We start from the raw sequence: 20,718 nt of genomic DNA, 5'->3' as shown, positions 1-20,718 counted from the left end.
ACGATCATGATTTCGTCACGCCCTCGCCGTGCCATCCGGGAACACCCCCACACCTCCCCCTAAGCGTCCCTGACGGCTGATCAGGGTAGGCATTTGTTGCCCGGCGGGCGCGGCTCGGGGTCGATCACCACCGGTTGCAGCACTGGCGGCCATGTCCCTTTGTGTCCCAGGAAACCATGGGCCACAGGGCCGTCTTGACGCCTGTTCTGCCGTGCGGTGCCATGACCTTGTCGAAGGAGGGGCCATGGCGCCCGATGGGCACAGTGACGCCGGAGACCGTGCTGGTGAGGGTGTCGGTGACCGACCGGGCAACTCGCCGGATCCGCACCGTCCGGCACCTGCGGACAGTTTCTGGGTGGGGGTGCTCGTCCTGATCGGGGTGGCACTCCTCCTGATCGCCCTCGTGAGCCACTTGGACTGGAGTCCCGGAGACCCGACCGACAACATGCCGCCTTACAAGTGACATTCCCACCGCCGGCGTGAGCCGACGGCCCGACAGGGTGCGCGCCTTCCATCGGTGGATGCACCGCCGACGGCGGTAGATCCCTCTTCTGAGCGGCGGGTTGGCCGGTTGGCACCTGACGAAGCGGGACAGCACGCGGCTCGGGCCGTTGCGGAATCGTGACAAGTGGCGGCTCCGCGTCCCTCACCTGCGCGGACGCGTCCAACGCCGTGAGCTACACACCACGTGTATACATGCCGCGTATACACGATGCGTATAGTGGACCCATGTCCATCGGTCATACCCTTCTGGGGCTCCTGGAGTCCGGTCCGCGGCACGGTTACGAGCTGAAACGGGCCTTCGACGAGACGTTCGGTCACGATCGGCCGCTGCACTACGGCCAGGTCTACTCGACGATGTCCCGGCTGCTGAGGAACGGTCTCGTCGAGGTCGACGGGATCGAGGCCGGCGGCGGCCCGGAGCGCAAACGGTACGCGATCACCCACGCCGGCGTCACCGATGTGGAGCAGTGGCTCGGGACCCCGGAGAAGCCGGAGGAGTACCTCCAGTCGGCCCTCTACACCAAGGTCGTCCTCGCGCTGCTCACCCACCGGAACGCCGCCGACGTCCTGGACACCCAGCGCTCCGAGCATCTGCGCAGCATGCGCATCCTGACCGACCGCAAGCGCAAGGGCGACCTCGCGGACCAGCTGATCTGCGACCACGCCCTGTACCACCTGGAGGCGGACCTGCGCTGGCTGGAGCTGACCGCCGCCCGACTCGACAAACTCCGTGAGGTCATAGCCCGATGACGACTCCTCCCCCCGGTTCCCTGCTCACCGCGCGGGACCTGCGCAAGACGTACGGGCAGACCCACGCCCTCGACGGCGCCGAATTCTCCATCCACCCCGGCGAGGTAGTCGCCATCATGGGCCCCTCCGGGTCCGGCAAGTCGACGCTGCTGCACTGCCTCGCGGGCATCCTGCCGCCCGACTCCGGATCGATCACCTACAACGGGCGTGAGATGACGACGATGAGCGACGGCCGGCGCAGCGCCCTCAGACGCTCGGAGTTCGGGTTCGTGTTCCAGTTCGGACAGCTGGTGCCGGAGCTGACCTGCGTGGAGAACGTCGCCCTGCCGCTCAGGCTCAACGGCTCCTCCCGCAAGGACGCCGAGCGGGCGGCGCTCGGCTGGATGGAACGCCTGGAGGTCGACGACCTCAGCGGCAAGCGGCCCGGCGAGGTATCCGGCGGTCAGGGCCAGCGCGTCGCCGTGGCCCGCGCGCTGGTCACGAACCCCCGGGTGGTGTTCGCCGACGAACCGACCGGCGCACTCGACTCCTACAACGGCGAGCGCGTGATGGAACTGCTCACCCAGGCGGCCCGCTCCACCAGCGCCGCCGTCGTCCTCGTCACCCACGAGGCACGGGTGGCCGCGTTCTCCGACCGCGAGGTCGTCGTGCGCGACGGCAAGTCCCGGGACATGGAGCGCGCCGTATGAGTCCGCGACAGTGGGCCGTGGACCTGGCCATGGGAGCCCGGTTCGCCGTCACCGGCGGCCGGGAGGGCTGGGTCCGCACTTCGCTGACGGCGGTCGGCGTCGGCCTCGGCGTGGCCCTGCTCCTGTTGTGCAGCGCGGTGCCCAACGTCCTCGCCGCCCGCGACAAGGTGAACGACGCCCGCTACGTCAACGTTTTCGCCCAGAAGATCCCGCCCAAGGGCGACGACACCCTCCTGGTCGCGACCGCCGACACCACCTGGCGCGACGACGACGTCCTGGGCCGGCTGATCGAACCCGAGGGCGGGCGGGCGCCGCTGCCCCCGGGCGTCGACCGCTTCCCGGGCAAGGGCGAGATGCTGGTCTCCCCCGCGCTCAAGGACCTGCTGGAGTCGGACGACGCGAAACTGCTGCGGGAGCGGCTGCCCTACAAGATCACCGGCACGATCGGCGAGAGCGGGCTGGTCGGCTCGCACGAACTGGTCTACTACGCGGGCGGCTCGGGGCTGAAGCTCACGGATTCAACCCAGGTGACGCGGCTCGACCGGTTCGGCAAACCGGAGGATCTGACAGCGCCCGAGAAGACCGACCCGGTGCTGCTGCTCATGGTCCTCGTCGTGTTCGTGGCGCTGCTGACACCGGTCGCCGTGTTCATCGCCGCCGCCGTCCGCTTCGGCGGCGAACGCCGCGACCGCCGGCTCGCAGCGCTGCGCCTGGTCGGCTCCGACCGGGGGATGACCCGGCGGATCGCGGCGGGCGAAGCGCTCGCCGGAGCGCTGCTCGGTCTGGTCGTGGGCACCGGCTTCTTCCTGCTCACCCGTCAGAAGCTCGGCTCCGGCGAGTTGCTGGGCGTGAGCGTCTGGCCCAGCTACCTCGACCCCGCTCCCGCGCTCGCCGCGCTGGTCGCGGTGGCGGTGCCGGTCGCCGCCGTGCTCGTCACACTGCTCGCGATGCGCGGCGTGGTCGTCGAACCCCTCGGTGTCGTGCGCGCGGCCAAACAGCGCCGCCGCCGGCTGTGGTGGCGGCTGCTGCCGCCGCTGGCCGGCCTCGGGATGCTCTACCCGATGATCGGCCAGGGCCACGAGAACGGGGAGTTCAACCAGTACCTCGTCATCGGCGGCGTCCTGATGCTGCTCATCGGCATCACCGCGCTGCTGCCCTGGGTGGTGGAGGCGGTCGTCGTCCGGCTCGGGAAGGGCTCGCTGTCCTGGCAGCTGGCGGTGCGAAGGCTGCAGTTGAGCAGTGGCACCGCCGCCCGCATGGTCAACGGCATCGCCGTGGCGGTGGCAGGGGCGATCGCGCTGCAGATGCTCTTCACGGGGACGCAGAGCCAGTACACCGAGAGCACCGGTCAGGACCCGAACCGGGTCCAGATGCAGGTCGAGTTCAGCGGACCCAAGCGACTGTCCGGCGTCGAGAGCGAGTTCGCCGGCGCCAAGGGCGTACGGGCGGCGGTGGCCCTGGCCCGCGCCGAGTACGGGGACGCACGTCGCGACCCCGAGCACGGCAACAGCATGACCGTGGCAACCTGCGCCGCACTGCGCGAGCTCGCCACCCTGCCCTCCTGCGAGGACGGCGACGTGTTCATCACGCGAACGCGCAGCGGCTACGCGGACCCCGACAACTCCTCCGAACTCGCCCTGCTGAAGCCCGGCCGGCAGCTCTGGATCGACCCGTCGTACGACGGCGGCGACCACGGCATCGAGCTGCCCTGGACCGTTCCGGCGAACGTTCGGGCGGTGGACGCGCGCAAGGACTCACTGCAGGACTACAACAGCATGCTGGTCACCCCCGCCGCCCTGCCCCGCGCGGCCGCCCCCGTGGTGATCTCGGACGGCGTCTACCTGCGGCTGGACCCCTCGGTGCCGGACGCACGCGAGTACGTCCGCAACGTCGCCGCCCGCCTCGACCCCCTGGCGCAGACCTACGGCTGGTCGGCGTCCCAGGAGAACGCCAGGTACACCGCCATCCGCACAGGCCTGTTCGTCGGCTCCGCCTTCGTGCTGGCGCTGATCGGGGCGAGCCTGCTGGTCTCCCAGCTGGAACAGCTGCGCGAACGCAAGAAGCTGCTCTCCGCGCTGGTCGCCTTCGGCACCCGGCGCCGCACGCTGAGCCTTTCGGTGCTGTGGCAGACGGCGCTGCCGGTCGGACTCGGCCTCGCACTGGCCACCTCCGTGGGCGTCACCCTCGGCGCGTTGCTGCTGAAGATGACCGACACCCCGGTGACCATGGACTGGGCGAGCGTGCTCACCATGGCCGGCGTGGGCGCGGCCGTGGTCGGCGTGGTCACGCTGCTCAGCCTGCCGCCGCTGCTGCGCATGATGCGTCCGACGGGCCTGCGCACGGAGTAGCTCCGCGCTCGCTGCCTGAAGTGGGCTCCTCCGGCCAGGGGGAGCCCACTTCTTTGCGCGGTCGTGCTGTTCCTTCTCAGAAGTCGTCGGCGCCGTCCAGGCCGGTCAGGGCGCCGACCGGGTCGGGGTCGGGGGTACCGCGCGGCCACCAGTCGTCGTGGCCCGGCTCGGACTCGTAGGCGTACCACAGGCCTTCGCGGCCGAAGCGGAGCTGTACATGGCCGCGGGGATGGGTGAGGCGGTTGCGCCAGGGCCGGAAGGCGGGGAGGTCCGCGGCGAGGAGGAGAGGGCGGGCCCGGTCGAAGCGGCCGGCCGGCGGGTCCCAGGGCTCCTCCAGGACGGCGAGGCCGTCGATGCCGCCCTGGCGCCAGGCGGCGACCGCGCGGGCCAGTTCGGCCGGGGTGCGGCCGGCGGCGGCCGCCAGGGCGGAGTACAGGGAGCGGGTGGTGGCGGTGAGGCCGGAGCCGGGGCGGGCGGCGGCGAGCCGTACGGCGTCCTGCCAGAGCGTCAGTTCACCGACCTCGTCGCGGCCGGTGGCGAGCAGGGCGTGCGCGCGGGTGGCGGCGTCGGTGGCGAGCTGGTCCAGCGCGAAGGAGTCGGGGCCGCCGTCGGGGAGGGAAGGGTATGCCGGGGGCTGCCCGGGGTGCGGTGGAACGGGCAACGGGGGCGGGATCGGCGGTAGTCGGCGTGCGGCCAGGGCGTCCGTGGCCCGGATGCCGGGCAGAGGTTCCGGTTCGCGCTCCTGGGCGGCGCGGGCCGCGCGGGTGGCGTTGCGGCGGGACAGCGCGTCGAGCAGCTCGCGTTCACCCCGGCCGCGCAGGAGGAGCAGGACGAAGGGGTCGGCGTCCAGCAGGCGTGCCGTCTGGTAGCAGAGGGCGGCGGCGTGCTTGCAGGGGTGGCCGTGGTCGGGGCAACTGCACTGCGGGGCGAGGTCACCGGGCTCGGGCAGCAACGGCACGCCGCAGTCGGCGAGGGACTCGGGCATCTCCTTGTCCAGCAGCGCCGCGATGTGCGCGGGGCTCTCCACGGCGGCGTCCAGGAACCGCTCCCAGTCCTCGTCGCCGAGGGTGCGCAGTCTGACCTGCACGCGGTAGGGACGGGGGCGGCTGCCCTGCACATAGGCGAGGACGAGACCGGGGGTGACCGTGATGGCGTCCACATGCCCCTGCTCGGCGTAACCCCGCCCGCGCGCCAGCCGGTTGACGTCCAGCGCACCTTCTTCGAGCGCGCTCACCCAGGCGTTCCCCCACCAGCTCGCGGCGAACTCGTCGGCTGCGGCGGCGGGTTCCCCGCGATCGAGCCTCGGCGGCAAGGCGGGAAAGGTACGGCGATGCTCACTGTCCCGGTTCGGGGCGGCCATGGATCGGGGCGGGGAGGGGGGCCGGGGGTTGCTCGGGGTGGCGTGCGGGGCGGGGACAGCGGGGTGGGCGCGAAGTTCCCGCACGGCGGGACGGGTGGCTCGGGGAGCGGACGCGTCGCCGGATTCCCGCGCGACGGGACGACCGGCTCCGGAAGCGGTCCCGGCGCCGGCTTTCCCCGCTTCGGGGCGGCTGACTCCTGGAGCGGGCGCGTCGCCGGCAGCGGGCGAGTTGCCGGGTTCACGCGTCTCGGGACGATCGACTCCGGGAGCGGGCGCGTCGCCGGCTTTCCTCACGTCGGGGGTGCTGACACGAGGGGCGGACGCGTCGTCGGCAGCGGGCTTGCCGCCGGCTTCCCGCGCGGTGGAGCGGCTGACTCCGGGGGCGGGCGCGTCGCCACGTTCCCGCGTGTCGGGGTGACTTTCGGCTTCGAGACCCGGCTCGCCGGCAACTTTCCTGACGTCTGCGCTAGCGGCCCGGCGGAGGGAGGCATCGGCGAACGGGTCGATGTCCTCGTGCACACCCCGGGGAGCGGGCTCACTGCCCGGCGTCCCCGTTTCGGCGGTGGGCGAAAGCCTGCGCGCGGGCTCGTCGCCCGGCGTCCCGGCGGCGGTACGAAGCCTGCCGACGGGGTCGTCGCCCGGTCCCCCGGCGGCGGTACGAAGCCTGCCGACGGGGTCGTCGCCCGGTCCCCCGGCGGCGGTACGAAGCCTGCCGGCGAGGTCGCCACCCGGTCCCCCAGCGTCCGGACGCACGACCCCAGGACCCGGCTCACCAGCCGATTCCTCGACCTCGGCGTGGGCGCCCCGGCCCGGGGAGGCACCGGCGAAGGGTTCGGCACCCCCGCGAGCACCCCGTGGAGCGGCCTCGCGGCTCGGTGACCCCGCGACGGGGGGCGGGAGCCTGCGGGCGGGCGCGCCGGTCTCGTCGGCCGCGTCGGCCGCCTCCTGCCGCGACTTCGCCCGTGCCGCGCGGAGGGCCTCACGCGCGATGTCCCCGGGCCGTGCGCCGGCCGCGCCGTGCGCCTCACGGCGTGCCTCGGCTGTATGTGCCGCAGCAGAGGGTGCCGTCGTCGGGGCATCGGCCTCCGTCGGGGCCTGCCCCGCACGGGTCGAGTCGGCCGGGGCAGCCGGGGACGGACCCGGTGGCTGAGCGGCCCCCGGGCGGCGCAGCGCCGCGCGGGCGGCGTCGGCCGGACGCTCGCCGGACGACGTGCCCTGAGCCCTCCGCGGCCCCTCGGCCGGCGCAGACCGTGCCGCCTCGCCCTCGACAGGCGTCACCCGTGCCCGGGCGGCACGCAGGGCGCGGCGGGCCTCGTCGGCGGGACGGGGTCCGGTCTGATCAGGCGGGGGCGTCGGCTCAGCCGGTGGCCGGGCGGCGCTGTCCGGCGGCTCGGGAGCCTCGCTCTCCGCCGCCCCGGGCGGGGCGTCGTCCGGCGAAGGGGTGGGCTCGGAGAACGGGTGGTGTCGCATCACGCCTCCCTTCGGAGGCTGACCAGGTCGGCGAGTTCGGTGTTGGTCAGTTCGGTGAGGGACGATTCGCCGGAGCCCAGGATGGCTTCGGCGAGGGCTCGTTTGCTCTGGAGCATCTCGGCGATGCGGTCCTCGACCGTGCCCTCCGTGATGAGGCGGTGGACCTGCACCGGCTGGGTCTGGCCGATGCGGTAGGCGCGGTCGGTGGCCTGCTCCTCGACGGCCGGGTTCCACCAGCGGTCGAAGTGGACGACGTGGCCCGCGCGGGTGAGGTTAAGGCCGGTGCCGGCGGCCTTGAGGGAGAGGACGAGGACAGGTGTCGCCCCGCTCTGGAAGCGGTCGACCATGCGCTCGCGCTCGGGCACCGGGGTCCCGCCGTGCAGGAGGTCGACGGGGACCGCCCGGTCGGCGAGGTGGGCGGTGATCAGGCGGGCCATGCCGACGTACTGGGTGAAGACGAGGGCGGAGCCGTCCTCGGCGAGCAGGGTGTCGAGCAGTTCGTCCAGGAGGGCGAGTTTGCCGGAGCGGGCGGCGAGGCCGTCACCGGCGCCGGGGGCCGCCTCCTTGAGGTACAGCGCGGGGTGGTCGCAGATCTGCTTGAGCGCGCCCAGGAGCTTGAGGACCAGCCCGCGGCGTGCGATGCCCTGCGAGGTCTCGATGGCGAGCATCGACTCGCGCACCACCGCCTCGTACAGGGCGGCCTGTTCACGGGTGAGGGGCACGGGGTGGTCGGTCTCGGTCTTGGGCGGCAGTTCGGGCACGATGCCGGGGTCGGACTTCTTGCGGCGCAGGAGGAACGGGCGGACCAGGCGGGCCAGCCGCTCCACGGCCTCCTCGTCCTCGCCGTTCTCCACCGCGCGCGCGTGCCGGGCGCGGAAGGCCTTCAGCGGGCCGAGGAGGCCGGGGGTGGTCCAGTCGAGCAGGGCCCACAGCTCGGAGAGGTTGTTCTCGACGGGTGTGCCGGTGAGGGCCACGCGCGCGGGGGTGGGGATGGTGCGCAGGGCCTTCGCGGTGGCCGAGAAGGGGTTCTTCACGTGCTGGGCCTCGTCAGCGACGACCATGCCCCAGGTCTGCCGGGCCAGGTCGGCGGCGGCCGAGCGCATCGTGCCGTACGTGGTGAGGACGAAGCCGCCGGCCAGGTCGTCCAGGGTGCGGTCGGGGCCGTGGAAGCGGCGGACGGGGACGCCGGGGGCGAAGCGGGTGATCTCGCGCTGCCAGTTGCCCAGGAGGGAGGCCGGGCAGACCACCAGCGTGGGTTCGCTGCGGGCACGCTTCAGGTGCAGGGCGATGACGGTGATCGTCTTGCCGAGGCCCATGTCGTCGGCGAGGCAGCCGCCGAGGCCGAGCGAGGTCATGAGGTCGAGCCAGGCCAGGCCGCGCAGCTGGTAGTCGCGGAGGGTGGCGCGCAGGCCGGGGGGCGGATCGGCGGGCCGTACGCCCGTGGTGAGACGGTCGCGCAGGGCGGCCAGGGCGCCGACGGGGACGGCTTCGACGGTCTCGCCGTCGACGTCCGCGGTGCCGGTGAGGGCGACGGACAGGGCGTCCACCGGGTCCAGCAGTCCCAGTTCGCGTTTGCGGGCCTTGCGGACGAGGGCGGGGTCGACGAGCACCCACTGGTCGCGCAGGCGGACGACGGGCCGGTGGGCCTCGGCCAGCGTGTCCATCTCGGCCTCGCTGAGCGGATCGCCGCCGAGCGCCAACTGCCAGCGGAAGCTGAGCAGTTGCTCGCTCTCGAAGAAGCCGGTGCCGTCGGTCGCGGAGCCCGGCGCGGGCCGGACGACGGCGGTGGCGCTGAGGTCCAGAGCGAGGTCGCGGGGCCAGTGGACGGCGACCCCGGCCGCGGCGAGGCGGGTCGCGGCCACGCCGAGCAGGTCGTTCACCTCGTCCTCGGACAGGGCAAGGACGTCGGGCGTCTCCTGCTCGGCGAGCCGGGCGAGCGGCGGCCAGACGCGGGCCGCGCGGCGTACGGCGAGGGCCGCGTCCACGCGGGCGCGGGCGCCGAAGGCGGTGTCCGCCTCGCCCGCCCACAGGACCGCCGCGTCCGTCACCAGGGTCGGGTCGGCGAGGCTGTGCACCTGCACGACGGCGGCGCCGGCGCGGCGCGCGTCCCCGCCGTCGTCGAACAGATCGGACGCCGACAGGTCGAGCCGGAGCGAGATCCGCACGCCCGCGTCCATGCCGGCGGCGACCTCGGCGGCCCAGTCGTGGGCGTCGGGGAGCCGCTGCGGCCGGCGGTCGGCGAAGGGCTTCCCGCAGGCGTGGGGCGCGGCGGGCGTGCGGGGCAGGGTGTCCGCGACGGCGTCCAGGAAGGACCGCATCAGGGCCTCGGGGCGGGGCAGCCGGATCGGGCCGGAGCCGGGGAGCGGGACGGCGTGGCCCTCGTACGGCAGGGCGGCGGCGACGGCGCGCAGGTGGGCGATGTCCTCCGGGTCGAGCGGCCCGGCACGCCAGGCGTCGTGGCCGTCGGGGGTGAGGCCGGGCAGCAGGCGGCCGCGGGCGGCGAGCCGCAGCGCGTGCAGTGCGGCCGCGCCCCAGCAGGCCGTCGCGAGGTGGGCGGCGGGGTCACGGCGGGCGCGCACCAGGAGCGGGAGCGCGGTGTCCAGGGGCAGCGTCAGCGCGGGGACCTGCCGTCGGCGGACGGAGGACCCGTGCCGGCGTACGACGGTCAGGTCGGTGAGGTCGGCGTGCGGCGGGGCGGGCAGCGGGCCGTCGTCCGGGTCCCAAAAGGCGACGCGGCCATCGCGCGGGAGGGGCGCGGGCAGGAAGACGGCGGCGAGGCGCACACCCAGCGGCTCCGAGGACAGCCCTGCGGGCATCCCCGAGGTCATCTGTCCCGCGCGCCCCGCGGCAGCCCCGGCCGACGGCGCCCCCGCCGTCCGCCACGCGAAAGCCCCCGTCGAGGTCGCCTCCGCCGCGGCCCCTGTCACCGAGGTCGCCCCCGTCGTGGCCATGTCGTTCATCCCGCCTGTTCACCTCCCGCCCGTGTGCGGACCCGGTCGTCGATCAGTCGTCTTCGACTCTACGGGCGGGGTCTGACAATCGGCTCCGGCAGCCGTCGGGACGGCCCGGGAGCGGGGCGGGACGGTGCGGGCGCGGTCGCTAGGGAACCGTGCGGGAGACGACGTACACCAGGGGGTAGTCGGGGTTCCCGGTGTTGACCACGACGTCCAGGGTGGGCCGCGGGTTCTCCTGCTCGTGGACGAAGCCGAAGTAGTTCCCGGGGCGGGAGCCCGGCCCGGAGAACTTCCAGCCGCTGACGCCCTGGTCCCGCTCGCTGATCGTGATGTCGCCCTTCGCCAGGACGGACCGGTTCACGCCCAGGTCCTTCAGGAAGGTGTCCAGACCTGCCTGCGTGGTCTGGAACTGCACGTAGAGGCGGCTGGTCTTCCAGTTGTTCGTCTCGTAGTACGCGACGTTGTTCGAGGGGTCCGGCACCGGCACCTGGTAGAGGCGGAGCTGGATGCCGGACGGCCAGCCCTTGGTCAGGCCGGTGGCCGAGTACTTGGCCTCCTTGTCCTTGCCGCTGTCGCGGCTCTGGTTCGCGGAGATCACCAGGTAGCCGGCCGGGACTCCGATGAGGAGCACGATGATCAGCAGGGTGAGCGCCCTGCGCCGGATCATGTGCCCCCTGGGCTCCGGCGGGCGGGAGGACGGGGCGGGCTCGTCGGCCGGCGGGGCCTGGTGGGGCAGGGAGGCCGTCATGCGGTGTCCCGGGTCGCCCTGCGGGCCGCCTCAGCGAACCGCTCGATGCGCTCGTACCGCTCCACCCGGCGGCGCTTGGCGCGGCGGAAGCGGCGGGCGACCAGCCGGGCGAGGTCGGCCGCGCCGACCATGCCGGCCTCGGGGCCGAGCTGGGCGCGCACGATCCGGGCCTCGGGGCGGTAGCCGCGGCCGGTGAGGTGCCGTTTGAAGGCGTCGCGCGCGGGGCCGATCAGGAGGTCGTCGGCGGCCGAGACGCCCCCGCCGATCACGAAGCAGGACGGGTCGAGGGCGGCGGCGAGGTTGGCGATGCCGACGCCGAGCCATTGGCCGATGTCCTGGAGCAGCTCGATGCACATCGCGTCGCCCTCGCGGGCCAGCTCGGTGATCATCGGGCCGGTGATGTCGCCGATGCTGCCCTTGACGTGCTCGATGATCCCGTACGCCACCGGGGAGTCCGCCGCGGCCAGCTCGCGGGCCTCCCTGACCAGCGCGTTGCCCGAGCTGTACTGCTCCCAGCAGCCGCGGTTGCCGCACGGGCAGCGGTGGCCGCCGGGGACGACCTGCATATGGCCGAACTCGCCGGCGACGCCGTACTTGCCGCGCTTGACCTGGCCGTCCTCCAGGATCGCGCCGCCGATGCCGGTGCCCAGCGTGATCATGACGAGGTGGTCCTCGCCGCGCCCCGCGCCGAAGCGCCACTCGGCCCAGGCGGCGGTGTTGGCGTCGTTGTCGACGAGGACGGGGACCGACAGCCGGCCGGAGAGGCGGTCCCGCAGCGGCTCGTTGCGCCAGGACAGGTGGGGCGCGAACAGGACGCGGTTGCGGTCGGCGTCGACCCAGCCGGCCGCGCCGATGCCGACGGCGTGCACGTCGTGCCGGTCGGACAGGTCCAGGACCAGCTCGGCGATCGTGTCCTCGACGACCTTCGGGCTCTTGGACTTGTCCGGGGTCTCCGTGCGGACCTTCTCCAGGATGTTGCCGTCGGCGTCCACGACGCCCGCCATGACCTTGGTGCCGCCGATGTCGATGCCCACGGTGGGCACACGGGGCGCGGTCAGGTGTGAGCGGCGCTCGCGGGTGCCCACGGTGCGCAGGGCGGGGGCGCGACGGGAGCCGATGGGGGCGGTGAAGGTGCCGTAGGTGCTCATCGGCCCCGATTCTGCCTCACCCACGGGGCGGGTGCCGTGCTGGGGACCGAAGGGGCGCGCGGAGTGCGCCGGGCGCACGGGCGTCGTGGCTCGTCGCGCCCCCTCACGCGGCCGGGGCCGGCTTTCGGACCGTGACGGGAATCGCACCCGACTTTGTCAGGACAATATCACCGGGCGGCATCGGTGAACGAGTGCCCGCACCGGGCGTCGGCAGCCCGGCGGCATCGCCGCGCGGCCCGCGGCACGGCGGCGCTCAGGGCCGTACGAGCAGCTGGAACTCGAAGGCGTAGCGGCTCGGCCGGTAGATGTGGTCGCCGAACTCGACCGCGCGGCCGGTGTCGTCGAAGGTCGTGCGCTGCATGGTGAGCAGCGGGGCGCCCTCCGCCTCGGCGAGCCGCTCGGCCTCGGCGGAGGTGGCGGCGCGGGCGCCGATGGACTGGCGGGCGCTGTGCAGGGTGATCCCGGCGGCCCGCATCAGCCGGTACAGGCCCGTGGCCTCCAGCTGCCGCGTGTCCGGGTCGAGCAGGCCGGCGGGCAGATGGTTGCACAGGTACGCCATCGGCTCCCCGTGCGCCAGCCGCAGCCGCTCCACCCGCTGGACGTCGCCGCCCTCCGGGACGCCGAGCGCGGCCGCCACCTCGGCGGACGCGGGGACGACGGTGTTGACGAGGACCGTGGTCGCGGGGCGCTGCCCGGCCGCCTCCAGGTCGTCGTAGAGGCTGCTCAGCTCCAGTGGGCGTTTGACCTGGCTGTGCACGACCTGGGTGCCGACGCCCCGCCGGCGCACCAGCAGGCCCTTGTCCACGAGGGACTGGATCGCCTGCCGCACGGTGGGCCGGGACAGACCGAGCCGGGCGGCGAGCTCGATCTCGTTGCCGAGCAGGCTGCCGGGAGTGAGCGATCCGTGCTCGATGGCGGCTTCGAGCTGCTGCGACAGCTGGAAGTACAAGGGCACCGGAGAGCTGCGGTCCACTCGGAGTTCGAGCTGCACGGTCGGGTCCACTTCAGGTTTCGGCACGGGCCGAGCGTAGCTCCGCGGCCGGTTGACGGGAAGTAGTGTAGTTCGGTTGTCCGGACATACGCATTGACAGGGCGCCGACTCCGACGTCACCTTGAACACATGCGCATCGGGGTCATCGGGACGGGCCGCATCGGCACCATTCATGCGAGGACGCTCAGCCGTCACCGGGAGGTCGGATCCCTCATCCTGACGGACGCGGAGCCCGCGCGGGCCCAGGAGCTGGCGTACCGGCTGGGCGAGACGGCCGCGCCGGGCGTGGACGAGATCTTCCGGTGGGGCGTGGACGCCGTGGTCATCACGACGGCGACCTCCGCGCACGCCGAGCTGATCGGCCGGGCCGCCCGCTCGGGGCTGCCGGTCTTCTGCGAGAAGCCCATCGCCCTGGACCTGGCGGGCACCGCGGCGGCGATCGCCGAGGTGGAGGCCGCCGGGACCGTCCTGCAGATGGGCTTCCAGCGCCGCTTCGACGCGGGGTACACGGGGGCGCGGGACGCCGTGCGCTCGGGACGGCTCGGGCGGCTGCACACCGTGCGCGCGGTGACGTCGGACCAGTCGCCGCCCCCGCCCGCCTGGCTGCCGCTGTCCGGAGGGCTGTTCCGGGACGCGCTGATCCACGACTTCGACGTGCTGCGCTGGGTGACCGGGCGCGAGGTGACCGACGTGTACGCCACCGGGTCCGACGCCGGCCCCGCGATGTTCCGCGCCGCCGGTGACGTGGACACGGCCGCCGCGATCCTCACCCTGGACGACGGCACCCTCGCCACGGCGACGGCGACCCGCATGAACGGGGCGGGCTACGACGTGCGCATGGAGCTGGCCGGCGAGCTCGACCAGATCGTCGTGGGCCTGGACGACCGCACGCCGATCGCCTCCACCGAGCCGACCGGCCCTCCGGCGGCGGACAAGCCGTGGACCGGCTTCCTGGAGCGCTTCGGCCCCGCCTACGAGGCCGAGCTGACGGCGTTCGTGGACGTCCTGCGGGGTGTGCGCCCCAACCCATGCGACGGCCGGGAGGCGCTCCAGGCACTCCGTGTCGCCGAGGCGTGCGAGGTGTCCCGCCGCGAGCGAAGAGCGGTGTCGCTCACCGAGATCCCGGGGGCGGGCCCGGCACAGGGCGGCCCCGCCGCCCCACGGGAGCCGGAGGACGCACCACCGGCACGCCCCTGGCGAAGGCACGGGATTACGGCCGCGGGCCGCTCCCGGGGCGGATGAGGTTCCTGGCGTGCACGACGCCTACGCGGCCCCCTGGGCGTACGAGACGCCCGGCCTGACCGGGGCCTGGCACGGCGGCCCGGAGACGTACGGCGGCCCGCCGGCTCACACCTACGGATGACCCCGCGCGGAGGCCCTGTGGGAATGCGGCCTCAGTCGTCCAGCAGTCCCGCGTCGTGCGCGAGCAGCGCGATCTGCACCCGGTTGTTGAGGTCGAGTTTGGCCAGGATGCGGGAGACGTGCGTCTTGACGGTGGCGACGCTCATGAACAGGCCTGCGGCGATCTCGGCGTTCGACTGACCGCGCCCGACGGCGACGGCCACCTCGCGTTCGCGTTCCCCGAGGGCCGCGACGCGCTCACGCGCGCGGGAGCGCCGGGTGTCGGCGGCGGCGTCGGCCGCGTGGTCCATCAGCTGGCGGGTGACCGTGGGCGACAGCACGGGGTCGCCGGCCGCGACCCGGCGTACGGCGTCGAGGATCTCGGCGGGCGGGGTGTCCTTGAGGACGAAACCGGCGGCACCCGCGCGCAGGGCGCGCAGGACCTGCTCGTCGGCGTGGAAGGTGGTCAGGACGACGACCTGGGGGGCGTCTTCGCGGGAGCGCAGCCGCTCGGTGGCGGTCAGACCGTCCACGGACGGCATGCGGATGTCCATGAGGACCACGTGCGGACGGGTGCGGTCGACGAGCGCCTCGACCTCGCCCCCGTCGCCGGCCTCCCCGACGATCTCTATGTCGTCGGCCCCGCCCATCATGAAGGACAGCCCGGCGCGCACCAGGGGGTCGTCGTCTACGAGGAGGACTTTGATCGCAGTCATGGTGCGTACGTAATCATGCCTGCGGCAGGCGAGTTGACCCTCCGGAGGGCGCACCCACGCGCGCGTGGGCGGGCTGCTGCTCCGTCGCCGGCCAGGGCAGCCATGCGCGCACCTCGAAGCCGCCGTCGCCGCGCGGTCCGTGTTCCAGGCGGCCGCCGGTGAGGGTGGCTCGTTCGGCGAGGCCGATCAGCCCCTGGCCGGAGCCGGGGACGGGGGGCACCTCGCCGTCGGGGGCGGGGTTGCGGACGGTGACGGCGAGGCCCTCGCCGGGGGCGCCCGCGACGGTGACCTCGGCCTCCGTGCCGGGGGCGTGCTTGCGGGCGTTGGTGAGGCACTCCTGGGTGATCCGGTACGCGGTGCGGCCGACGGAGGCGGGGACCGCGCCGGGGTCGGTGACGCGTTGTTCCAGGGTGACCTTCATGCCCGCCTCGCGGGACTCCGCGACCAGCGCGTCCAGGGCCGCCAGCGTCGGCTGGGGGCGGCCGGTGTCGTCGGGCGCGTCGGCCCGCAGCACGCCGATGATCTCCCGCAGGTCCTGGAGGGCCTCGTGCGCGCTCTCACGGATCACGCCGGCGGCTCTGACGATCTCCTCGCGGGGCGCGTCCGGCCGGAACTCCAACGCGCCCGCGTGCACGCTGAGCAGGGTCAGCCGGTGGGCGAGCACGTCGTGCATCTCGCGGGCGATGGCCTCGCGGGCCAGCCGCTGCGCCTGCTCGGCGCGAAGCCGCGCCTCGGTCTCGGCGCGCCGGGCCCGGTCGCGCAGGCTCAGCATGAGCTGTCGCTTGGAGCGCACGAACATGCCCCAGCCGATGATCGTGACGCTGAACAGCAGGGTCCACACCACGGCCGGGCCGTAGGCCAGATCCGGGTCCGGGCGGGCCCACAAGACCACCGGGATCAGGGCGAGATGGCCGCCGCCGATCCAGGCCACGTGCCGGAAGGGCCGGTGGACGGCGAGGGTGAAGAGGGCGATCGCGGCGGCGCCGCCCGAGGTGGTCGACAGGAAGCCGACCGGGATCGCCCCGAGCGCGAGAGCGACGGGCCAGCGGCGGCGCAGCCAGGTCGCGGCACAGGCGAGTGCTCCCAGGAGCTGGTCGGCGACGAGGACGGAGTGCGGAAGGCCGGTTTCGCCGGGGAGCGTGTCCGCCACGAGCAGGCCGATGCCGACCGCGACGAGGAAGCAGGTGAAGTCGACCACCCAGTCGCGCACGGTACGGCGCGGCCGGGCCCTGGACCGGCCGTCCCGACCGGACCAGCCGGTCCGCTCAGCCGGCTCACCGCCCGCGCCCCTCTTGTCCCAGTTCTCCGTGTTCTCCGTCTCCAGCTCGGCGGCCACCGCGGACGGCAGCAGCCATCGGCGGCCCCGGAAGGCCGGCGCGGTCGGCGCGGACTGGTCGTCACCCCTCATGGTCGTCGAATCTACGCAGCCGGCGGCACCACCACCGCCCGTCCGGAGGGATCGGCGACCAAAGCGAGCCGATGCGCGACAGAGGGCGGCGGACACTACGACCGAAGGATGACAGGGCGCATGCTTTCGGCGTGGGGGCCTGCCGCCGGCGGCGACTTCCGTCGCAGGCGCACCGCCCACCGGCCGATGCGCCCGCGGGACCGGCGGGGCCAGGGTGAGGGTATGAGGCAGCTCCTGGAGGTAATCGGATTCGTCGCCCTGGTGCAGGGCATAGCCGGCCTGGTGCACGAGTTCACCGACCTGCACTGGGGGCTGGTGCAGCGGCTGGGCTTCCTCGACGGCTACGAGGTCTACGCGAGCGTCGCGCTGCTGGTGCTCTCCTTCGCCCTGTTCGCCATGGCGGAGGCCCAGAAGCCGCGGTGACACCCGTCGACGGGCGTGCACCGCAAGCACCGGGCCGCGACCACGGGGGCCGCGCTCACGGCCGGTCCCCGCGCACCGCCGCCCGTCGCCCTGGGGAGCGGGCGCCGCCGCGGTTCAGCCGCCCAGTTCCTGGCAGCGGGCCGCCAGTCTCGCCGCGCCCTCGGTGGTCAGGGAGCCGAACAGGCGCAGTCGGGAGATGCCGCCGTCGGGATAGACGTCCACGCGCGCGTGCGTTCCGACCGCCGGGGCCGGCAGGACGAAGCGGTGGTCGGTGTCGGGCTGGAGGCGGGTGCGCGGGAGGATCTCCCGCCAGTCGCCGTCCTCACCGTCCCTGACGGAGACCGCCGCCCAGCCGGCGCTGTTGCCCTTCAGGTACGCCGTGTCGATCTCCAGGGCGCGGATGTGGGCCTGGGCGGCCAGCCGGTAGCGGATCCAGTCGTGGCCGTGGTCGCGGCGGCGGCGGGTCTCCCAGCCGTCGTCCATCTTGCGGGAGCGGCCCGGCCGGATGGTGTTGCCGGCCGGTGAGTAGAAGCGGTCGGAGGCGTCCTCGACCTGGCCGCCGTTCTCCAGCGCGACCACGTCGAACGCGCCGAGGGCGGTGAGCCAGGCGGCGTCGGGGACGACCTCGCCGTGGACGCGCAGGCGGGCGATGCCGCCGTCGGGGTGCTGGTTGACCCGGAGATGGGTGAAGCACTGCTCCGCGGCCACCTCGAACCCGTTCGCCGCGTGGCCGCCCACGGGGGTGCGGGGGACGAGCGTCGTCCACTTCACGTCGTCCGCGAGCAGTTCCCGCGGGGACGGGGAGCCGGGCATCGACGTGCCCTCGACGGACACCGCCTGCGGATGGTTGCCGCGGAAGTGGGCCGTGTCCACGACGATGCCCCGGACGACGCCGGGCGCGCCGAGCCGGACCAGCGCCCAGTCGTGGTCGGCCGCCGTGGGCCACGGGTGCTCGGCCGAGGCCCCGCGCCGGCGGCGGGTCTCCCAGCCGTCCATGATCTTGCCCTTGTGGCCGAAGCGTTCCGGGTCGAACACGGCGGGCCCGGGCAGCAGCAGGTTCTCCCGGTCGGCGAAGAACTCGTCGTTGGCGGCGATGACCGAGGCGCCGAGCTCCCGGGCGGCGAGGTCGGCGTGCCGGGTGAAGGGGAAGTCGGCGGTGCGGTAGTCCGCGTACGGGTCGCCGCCGCCGTAGGGGTTCGCGTCGCCGGTGAAACTCGGTATCGCCGTCACGGGGTGCCTTTCGACTGTCGGCCGTGGGATGCGGGTGCGGGGACGGGCCCGGGTCAGGGGGCCCGCGTGAGGAGCCGGCCCTTCGGCGCGGTGAACTCGCCGTCGGCGAGGATGCGTTCGCCGCGCAGCCAGGTGGACTTGACGACGCCGTGCAGGGTCCTGCCGGCGTACGCCGTGACGCGGTTGCGGTGCTGGAGGGCCGCCGGGTCGACGGTGAAGGTCTCGTCGGGGGCGAGGACGGCGAAGTCGGCGTCGCGGCCCGCCTCGATGGCGCCCTTGCGGTCCAGGCCGACGAGCGCTGCGGTGCGCGTGGACATCCAGCGGACGACGTCCTCCAGGCCGTGGCCGCGCCGTCGCGCCTCGGTCCACACCGCCGGCAGGCTCAGCTGGAGTCCGGAGATGCCGCCCCACGCGGTGGCGAAGTCGCCCGTCTTCAGGTCGGCCGTGGACGGGGAGTGGTCGGTGACCACGCAGTCGACGGTGCCGTCCGCCAGCGCCTTCCACAGCAGATCCTGGTTGGCGGCCTCGCGGATGGGCGGGCAGCACTTGAACTCGCTCGCGCCGTCGGGGACTTCCTCGGCGGTGAGGGTCAGGTAGTGCGGGCAGGTCTCCACGGTGAGGCGGACGCCGTCGGCCTTCGCGGCGGCGATCAGGGGCAGGGCGTCGCTCGACGACAGATGCAGGACGTGCACGCGCGCGTGGAGCCGTTCCGCCTCGGCGACGAGCCCGGCGATCGCGTTGTCCTCGGCCTGGCGTGGCCGGGAGGCGAGGAAGTCGGCGTACCGGGGGCCGCCGCGCTGCGGGGCGGCGTCGAGGCGGTGCGGGTCCTCGGCGTGCACGATGAGCAGGCCGCCGAAGCCGGCGATCTCCGCCATCGACCGGGCCAGCGCGTCCCGGCCGAGGTGGGGGAACTCCTCGACGCCCGAGGGCGAGAGGAATGCCTTGAAGCCGAAGACCCCGGCGTCGTGCAGCGGGCGCAGGTCCTCGACGTTGCCGGGCAGGGCGCCGCCCCAGAAGCCGACGTCGACGTGTGCCTTGTCCGCGGCGGTCCGCTGTTTCATGCGGAGATGGCCGACCGTCGTGGTGGGCGGGAGGGAGTTGAGGGGCATGTCGACGAGGGTGGTGATGCCGCCGGCCGCCGCGGCGCGCGTGGCGGTCCAGAAGCCCTCCCACTCGGTGCGGCCCGGGTCGTTGACGTGCACGTGGGTGTCGACGAGGCCGGGCAGCAGGACGTCGTCGCCGAGGTCCTCCAGGCGGGCGCCCGCGGGCGGCCTCGCGTCATGCGGCAGGACGGCCGTGATGACGCCGACGGCCACCGCGACGGAGGCGGCGCGCATGCCCTCCGGGGTGACGACCCGCGTCGAGCGCAGCACCAGATCCGCGTCGGCGAGCGCCGGTCCGGCCTCGGAGGGCGCCGGTTCGGCATCGGACGGCATCAGCTCGGCGTCGGACACTCGGGCCCCTCTCTGCCGCTGTCGCACCACCGGTTTCAACGTTCTGTTGAAGGAGTGTTCACTTCCGGCCGGGCACCGTCAAGGGCACACCCCTCGGCTCTCCTCTCCCTCGTTCTCCACCATGCCCCACCGTCGCCACCCTGGACGTTTCCGTGAAGTGAAATCAGAATTCCAGGTGACAGACGGCGATCGCGAGCGAGCCAGGGCGCGACCGGCCGCCGGGTACGCTTCAGATCTTCCCGCCAGCCCCGAAAGGAACGCGCCCGTGCCGACCTCCAGCGCCAGCGACACCGACTCCACCAAGTCCGCCGGCGGAGGAGTCCAGTCCCTCGAGCGCGCCTTCGACCTGTTGGAGCGGATGGCGGACGCGGGCGGCGAGGTCGGGCTCAGCGAGCTGTCGGCGAGCAGCGGGCTGCCGCTGCCCACCATCCACCGTCTGATGCGCACCCTGGTGGTCTGCGGATACGTCCGCCAGCAGCACAACCGCCGGTACGCCCTCGGCCCGCGCCTGATCCGCCTCGGCGAGTCCGCGTCCCGGCTGCTCGGCACCTGGGCCCGCCCCTACCTCGCCCGTCTTGTCGACGAGACCGGGGAGACGGCGAACATGGCGCTGCTCGACGGGGACGAGGTCGTGTATGTGGCGCAGGTGCCGTCGAAGCACTCGATGCGGATGTTCACCGAGGTCGGCCGCCGGGTCCTGCCGCACTCCACGGGCGTCGGCAAGGCGCTCCTCGCGGACTTCGGGGACGACCAGGTGCGCGCCCTGCTGGCCCGCACGGGCATGCCCGCCGCGACGGAGAAGACCATCACCACCCCGGACGGCTTCCTGGCGGCGCTGGCGGAGGTCCGGCGGTCCGGTTACGCGATCGACGACAACGAGCAGGAGATCGGCGTCCGCTGCCTCGCGGTGCCGGTGCCCGACTCCCCCACCCCGGCGGCCATCTCCATCTCGGGCCCGGCGGGCCGGGTCACGGAGACGGCCACGGAGCGGATCGTGCCGGTGCTGCAGCAGGTCGCCGGAGCGCTGTCCGAGGCGCTCGCCACGCGGAACGACGCGTAGCCGGCCCGCCGCGTCCCACCGGGGCACGCTGTCCCCGTCCCCACGGCGTCCTACCGGGTACGCCACCCCGCCCAGAGCGTCCCACCCGGTACGCCACCCCCGCCCACGGCGTCCCCCGGCTGCG

15 protein-coding genes are annotated in these 20,718 nt (G+C 73.8%); 6 read left to right on the top strand and 9 right to left on the bottom strand.

Going from position 1 to position 20,718, the window contains the following annotated elements; all coding sequences use genetic code 11:
• The first annotated feature begins 729 nt into the window (after nt 1-729).
• Genes ACFYXA_RS02200 through ACFYXA_RS02190 form a run of 3 tightly spaced genes read left to right on the top strand, consistent with a single transcriptional unit; the run spans nt 730 to nt 4,291 of the window.
• The gene (locus tag ACFYXA_RS02200; protein ID WP_351092514.1) at nt 730-1,254 is read left to right on the top strand and encodes a PadR family transcriptional regulator; all 525 of its coding nucleotides are present in this window, start codon (nt 730-732) and stop codon (nt 1,252-1,254) included.
• A complete protein-coding gene (locus ACFYXA_RS02195; RefSeq protein WP_352249420.1) occupies nt 1,251-1,943 on the top strand; it encodes an ABC transporter ATP-binding protein in 693 nt (230 codons plus the stop codon). The genes ACFYXA_RS02200 and ACFYXA_RS02195 overlap by 4 nt, the downstream gene beginning before the upstream one ends.
• Complete coding sequence (locus tag ACFYXA_RS02190; protein ID WP_389027521.1) at nt 1,940-4,291, top strand: ABC transporter permease; 2,352 nt, start codon at nt 1,940-1,942, stop codon at nt 4,289-4,291. The genes ACFYXA_RS02195 and ACFYXA_RS02190 overlap by 4 nt, the downstream gene beginning before the upstream one ends.
• A gap of 76 nt (nt 4,292-4,367) precedes the next feature.
• Here ACFYXA_RS02190 and ACFYXA_RS02185 read toward each other — a convergent pair whose 3' ends face one another.
• The 5 genes from ACFYXA_RS02185 to ACFYXA_RS02165 all read right to left on the bottom strand — a co-directional run bounded on the left by ACFYXA_RS02185 (nt 4,368) and on the right by ACFYXA_RS02165 (nt 12,962).
• The gene (locus ACFYXA_RS02185) at nt 4,368-6,170 is read right to left on the bottom strand and encodes an SWIM zinc finger family protein (protein ID WP_389029005.1); all 1,803 of its coding nucleotides are present in this window, start codon (nt 6,168-6,170) and stop codon (nt 4,368-4,370) included.
• Between the two features lie 950 nt (nt 6,171-7,120).
• Nucleotides 7,121-9,949, bottom strand: coding sequence for an SNF2-related protein (locus tag ACFYXA_RS02180; protein WP_389029002.1), 2,829 nt, complete (start codon nt 9,947-9,949; stop codon nt 7,121-7,123).
• A gap of 271 nt (nt 9,950-10,220) precedes the next feature.
• Complete coding sequence (locus ACFYXA_RS02175) at nt 10,221-10,823, bottom strand: sugar kinase (protein ID WP_352249416.1); 603 nt, start codon at nt 10,821-10,823, stop codon at nt 10,221-10,223.
• Nucleotides 10,820-11,971 (bottom strand): ROK family glucokinase, encoded by a 1,152-nt coding sequence (locus ACFYXA_RS02170; protein ID WP_352249414.1) that lies wholly within the window; start codon nt 11,969-11,971, stop codon nt 10,820-10,822. Before ACFYXA_RS02170 ends, ACFYXA_RS02175 begins: the two co-directional genes overlap by 4 nt.
• Nucleotides 11,972-12,224: 253 nt before the next feature.
• On the bottom strand, nt 12,225-12,962 hold the full coding sequence (locus ACFYXA_RS02165) for a GntR family transcriptional regulator (RefSeq protein WP_389028999.1): 738 nt from the start codon (nt 12,960-12,962) through the stop codon (nt 12,225-12,227).
• Nucleotides 12,963-13,091: 129 nt separating this feature from the next.
• Between ACFYXA_RS02165 and ACFYXA_RS02160 the strand changes: the two genes are divergently transcribed.
• Nucleotides 13,092-14,204, top strand: a complete 1,113-nt coding sequence (locus ACFYXA_RS02160) for a Gfo/Idh/MocA family oxidoreductase (protein ID WP_389027518.1) — start codon at nt 13,092-13,094, stop codon at nt 14,202-14,204.
• Between the two features lie 152 nt (nt 14,205-14,356).
• On the opposite strand, the gene ACFYXA_RS02155 is transcribed toward ACFYXA_RS02160, so the two are convergent.
• Together ACFYXA_RS02155 and ACFYXA_RS02150 are read right to left on the bottom strand one after the other, a co-directional pair.
• Nucleotides 14,357-15,019, bottom strand: a complete 663-nt coding sequence (locus ACFYXA_RS02155) for a response regulator transcription factor (RefSeq protein WP_352249412.1) — start codon at nt 15,017-15,019, stop codon at nt 14,357-14,359.
• Nucleotides 15,020-15,032: 13 nt separating this feature from the next.
• The gene (locus ACFYXA_RS02150; RefSeq protein ID WP_389027516.1) at nt 15,033-16,427 is read right to left on the bottom strand and encodes a sensor histidine kinase; all 1,395 of its coding nucleotides are present in this window, start codon (nt 16,425-16,427) and stop codon (nt 15,033-15,035) included.
• 222 nt (nt 16,428-16,649) lie between these two features.
• Between ACFYXA_RS02150 and ACFYXA_RS02145 the strand changes: the two genes are divergently transcribed.
• On the top strand, nt 16,650-16,850 hold the full coding sequence (locus tag ACFYXA_RS02145) for a hypothetical protein (protein ID WP_351340070.1): 201 nt from the start codon (nt 16,650-16,652) through the stop codon (nt 16,848-16,850).
• 114 nt (nt 16,851-16,964) lie between these two features.
• Here ACFYXA_RS02145 and alc read toward each other — a convergent pair whose 3' ends face one another.
• Nucleotides 16,965-18,080: an allantoicase gene (alc, locus tag ACFYXA_RS02140; protein WP_389027513.1), complete on the bottom strand. Its 1,116-nt coding sequence runs from the start codon at nt 18,078-18,080 to the stop codon at nt 16,965-16,967.
• 53 nt (nt 18,081-18,133) lie between these two features.
• Nucleotides 18,134-19,516, bottom strand: coding sequence for an allantoinase AllB (allB, locus tag ACFYXA_RS02135; RefSeq protein ID WP_389028996.1), 1,383 nt, complete (start codon nt 19,514-19,516; stop codon nt 18,134-18,136).
• A 283-nt stretch (nt 19,517-19,799) separates the two neighbouring features.
• On the opposite strand from allB, the gene ACFYXA_RS02130 reads away from it, so the two are divergent.
• On the top strand, nt 19,800-20,594 hold the full coding sequence (locus ACFYXA_RS02130; protein WP_389027511.1) for an IclR family transcriptional regulator: 795 nt from the start codon (nt 19,800-19,802) through the stop codon (nt 20,592-20,594).
• Nucleotides 20,595-20,718 lie beyond the last annotated feature (124 nt).

Source organism: Streptomyces sp. NPDC002566 (assembly GCF_042889585.1).
In the GTDB taxonomy this organism is placed as follows: domain Bacteria; phylum Actinomycetota; class Actinomycetes; order Streptomycetales; family Streptomycetaceae; genus Streptomyces.
Note: the sequence above shows the minus strand (reverse complement) of the source record. Positions and strands in the feature narration are given on the sequence as shown.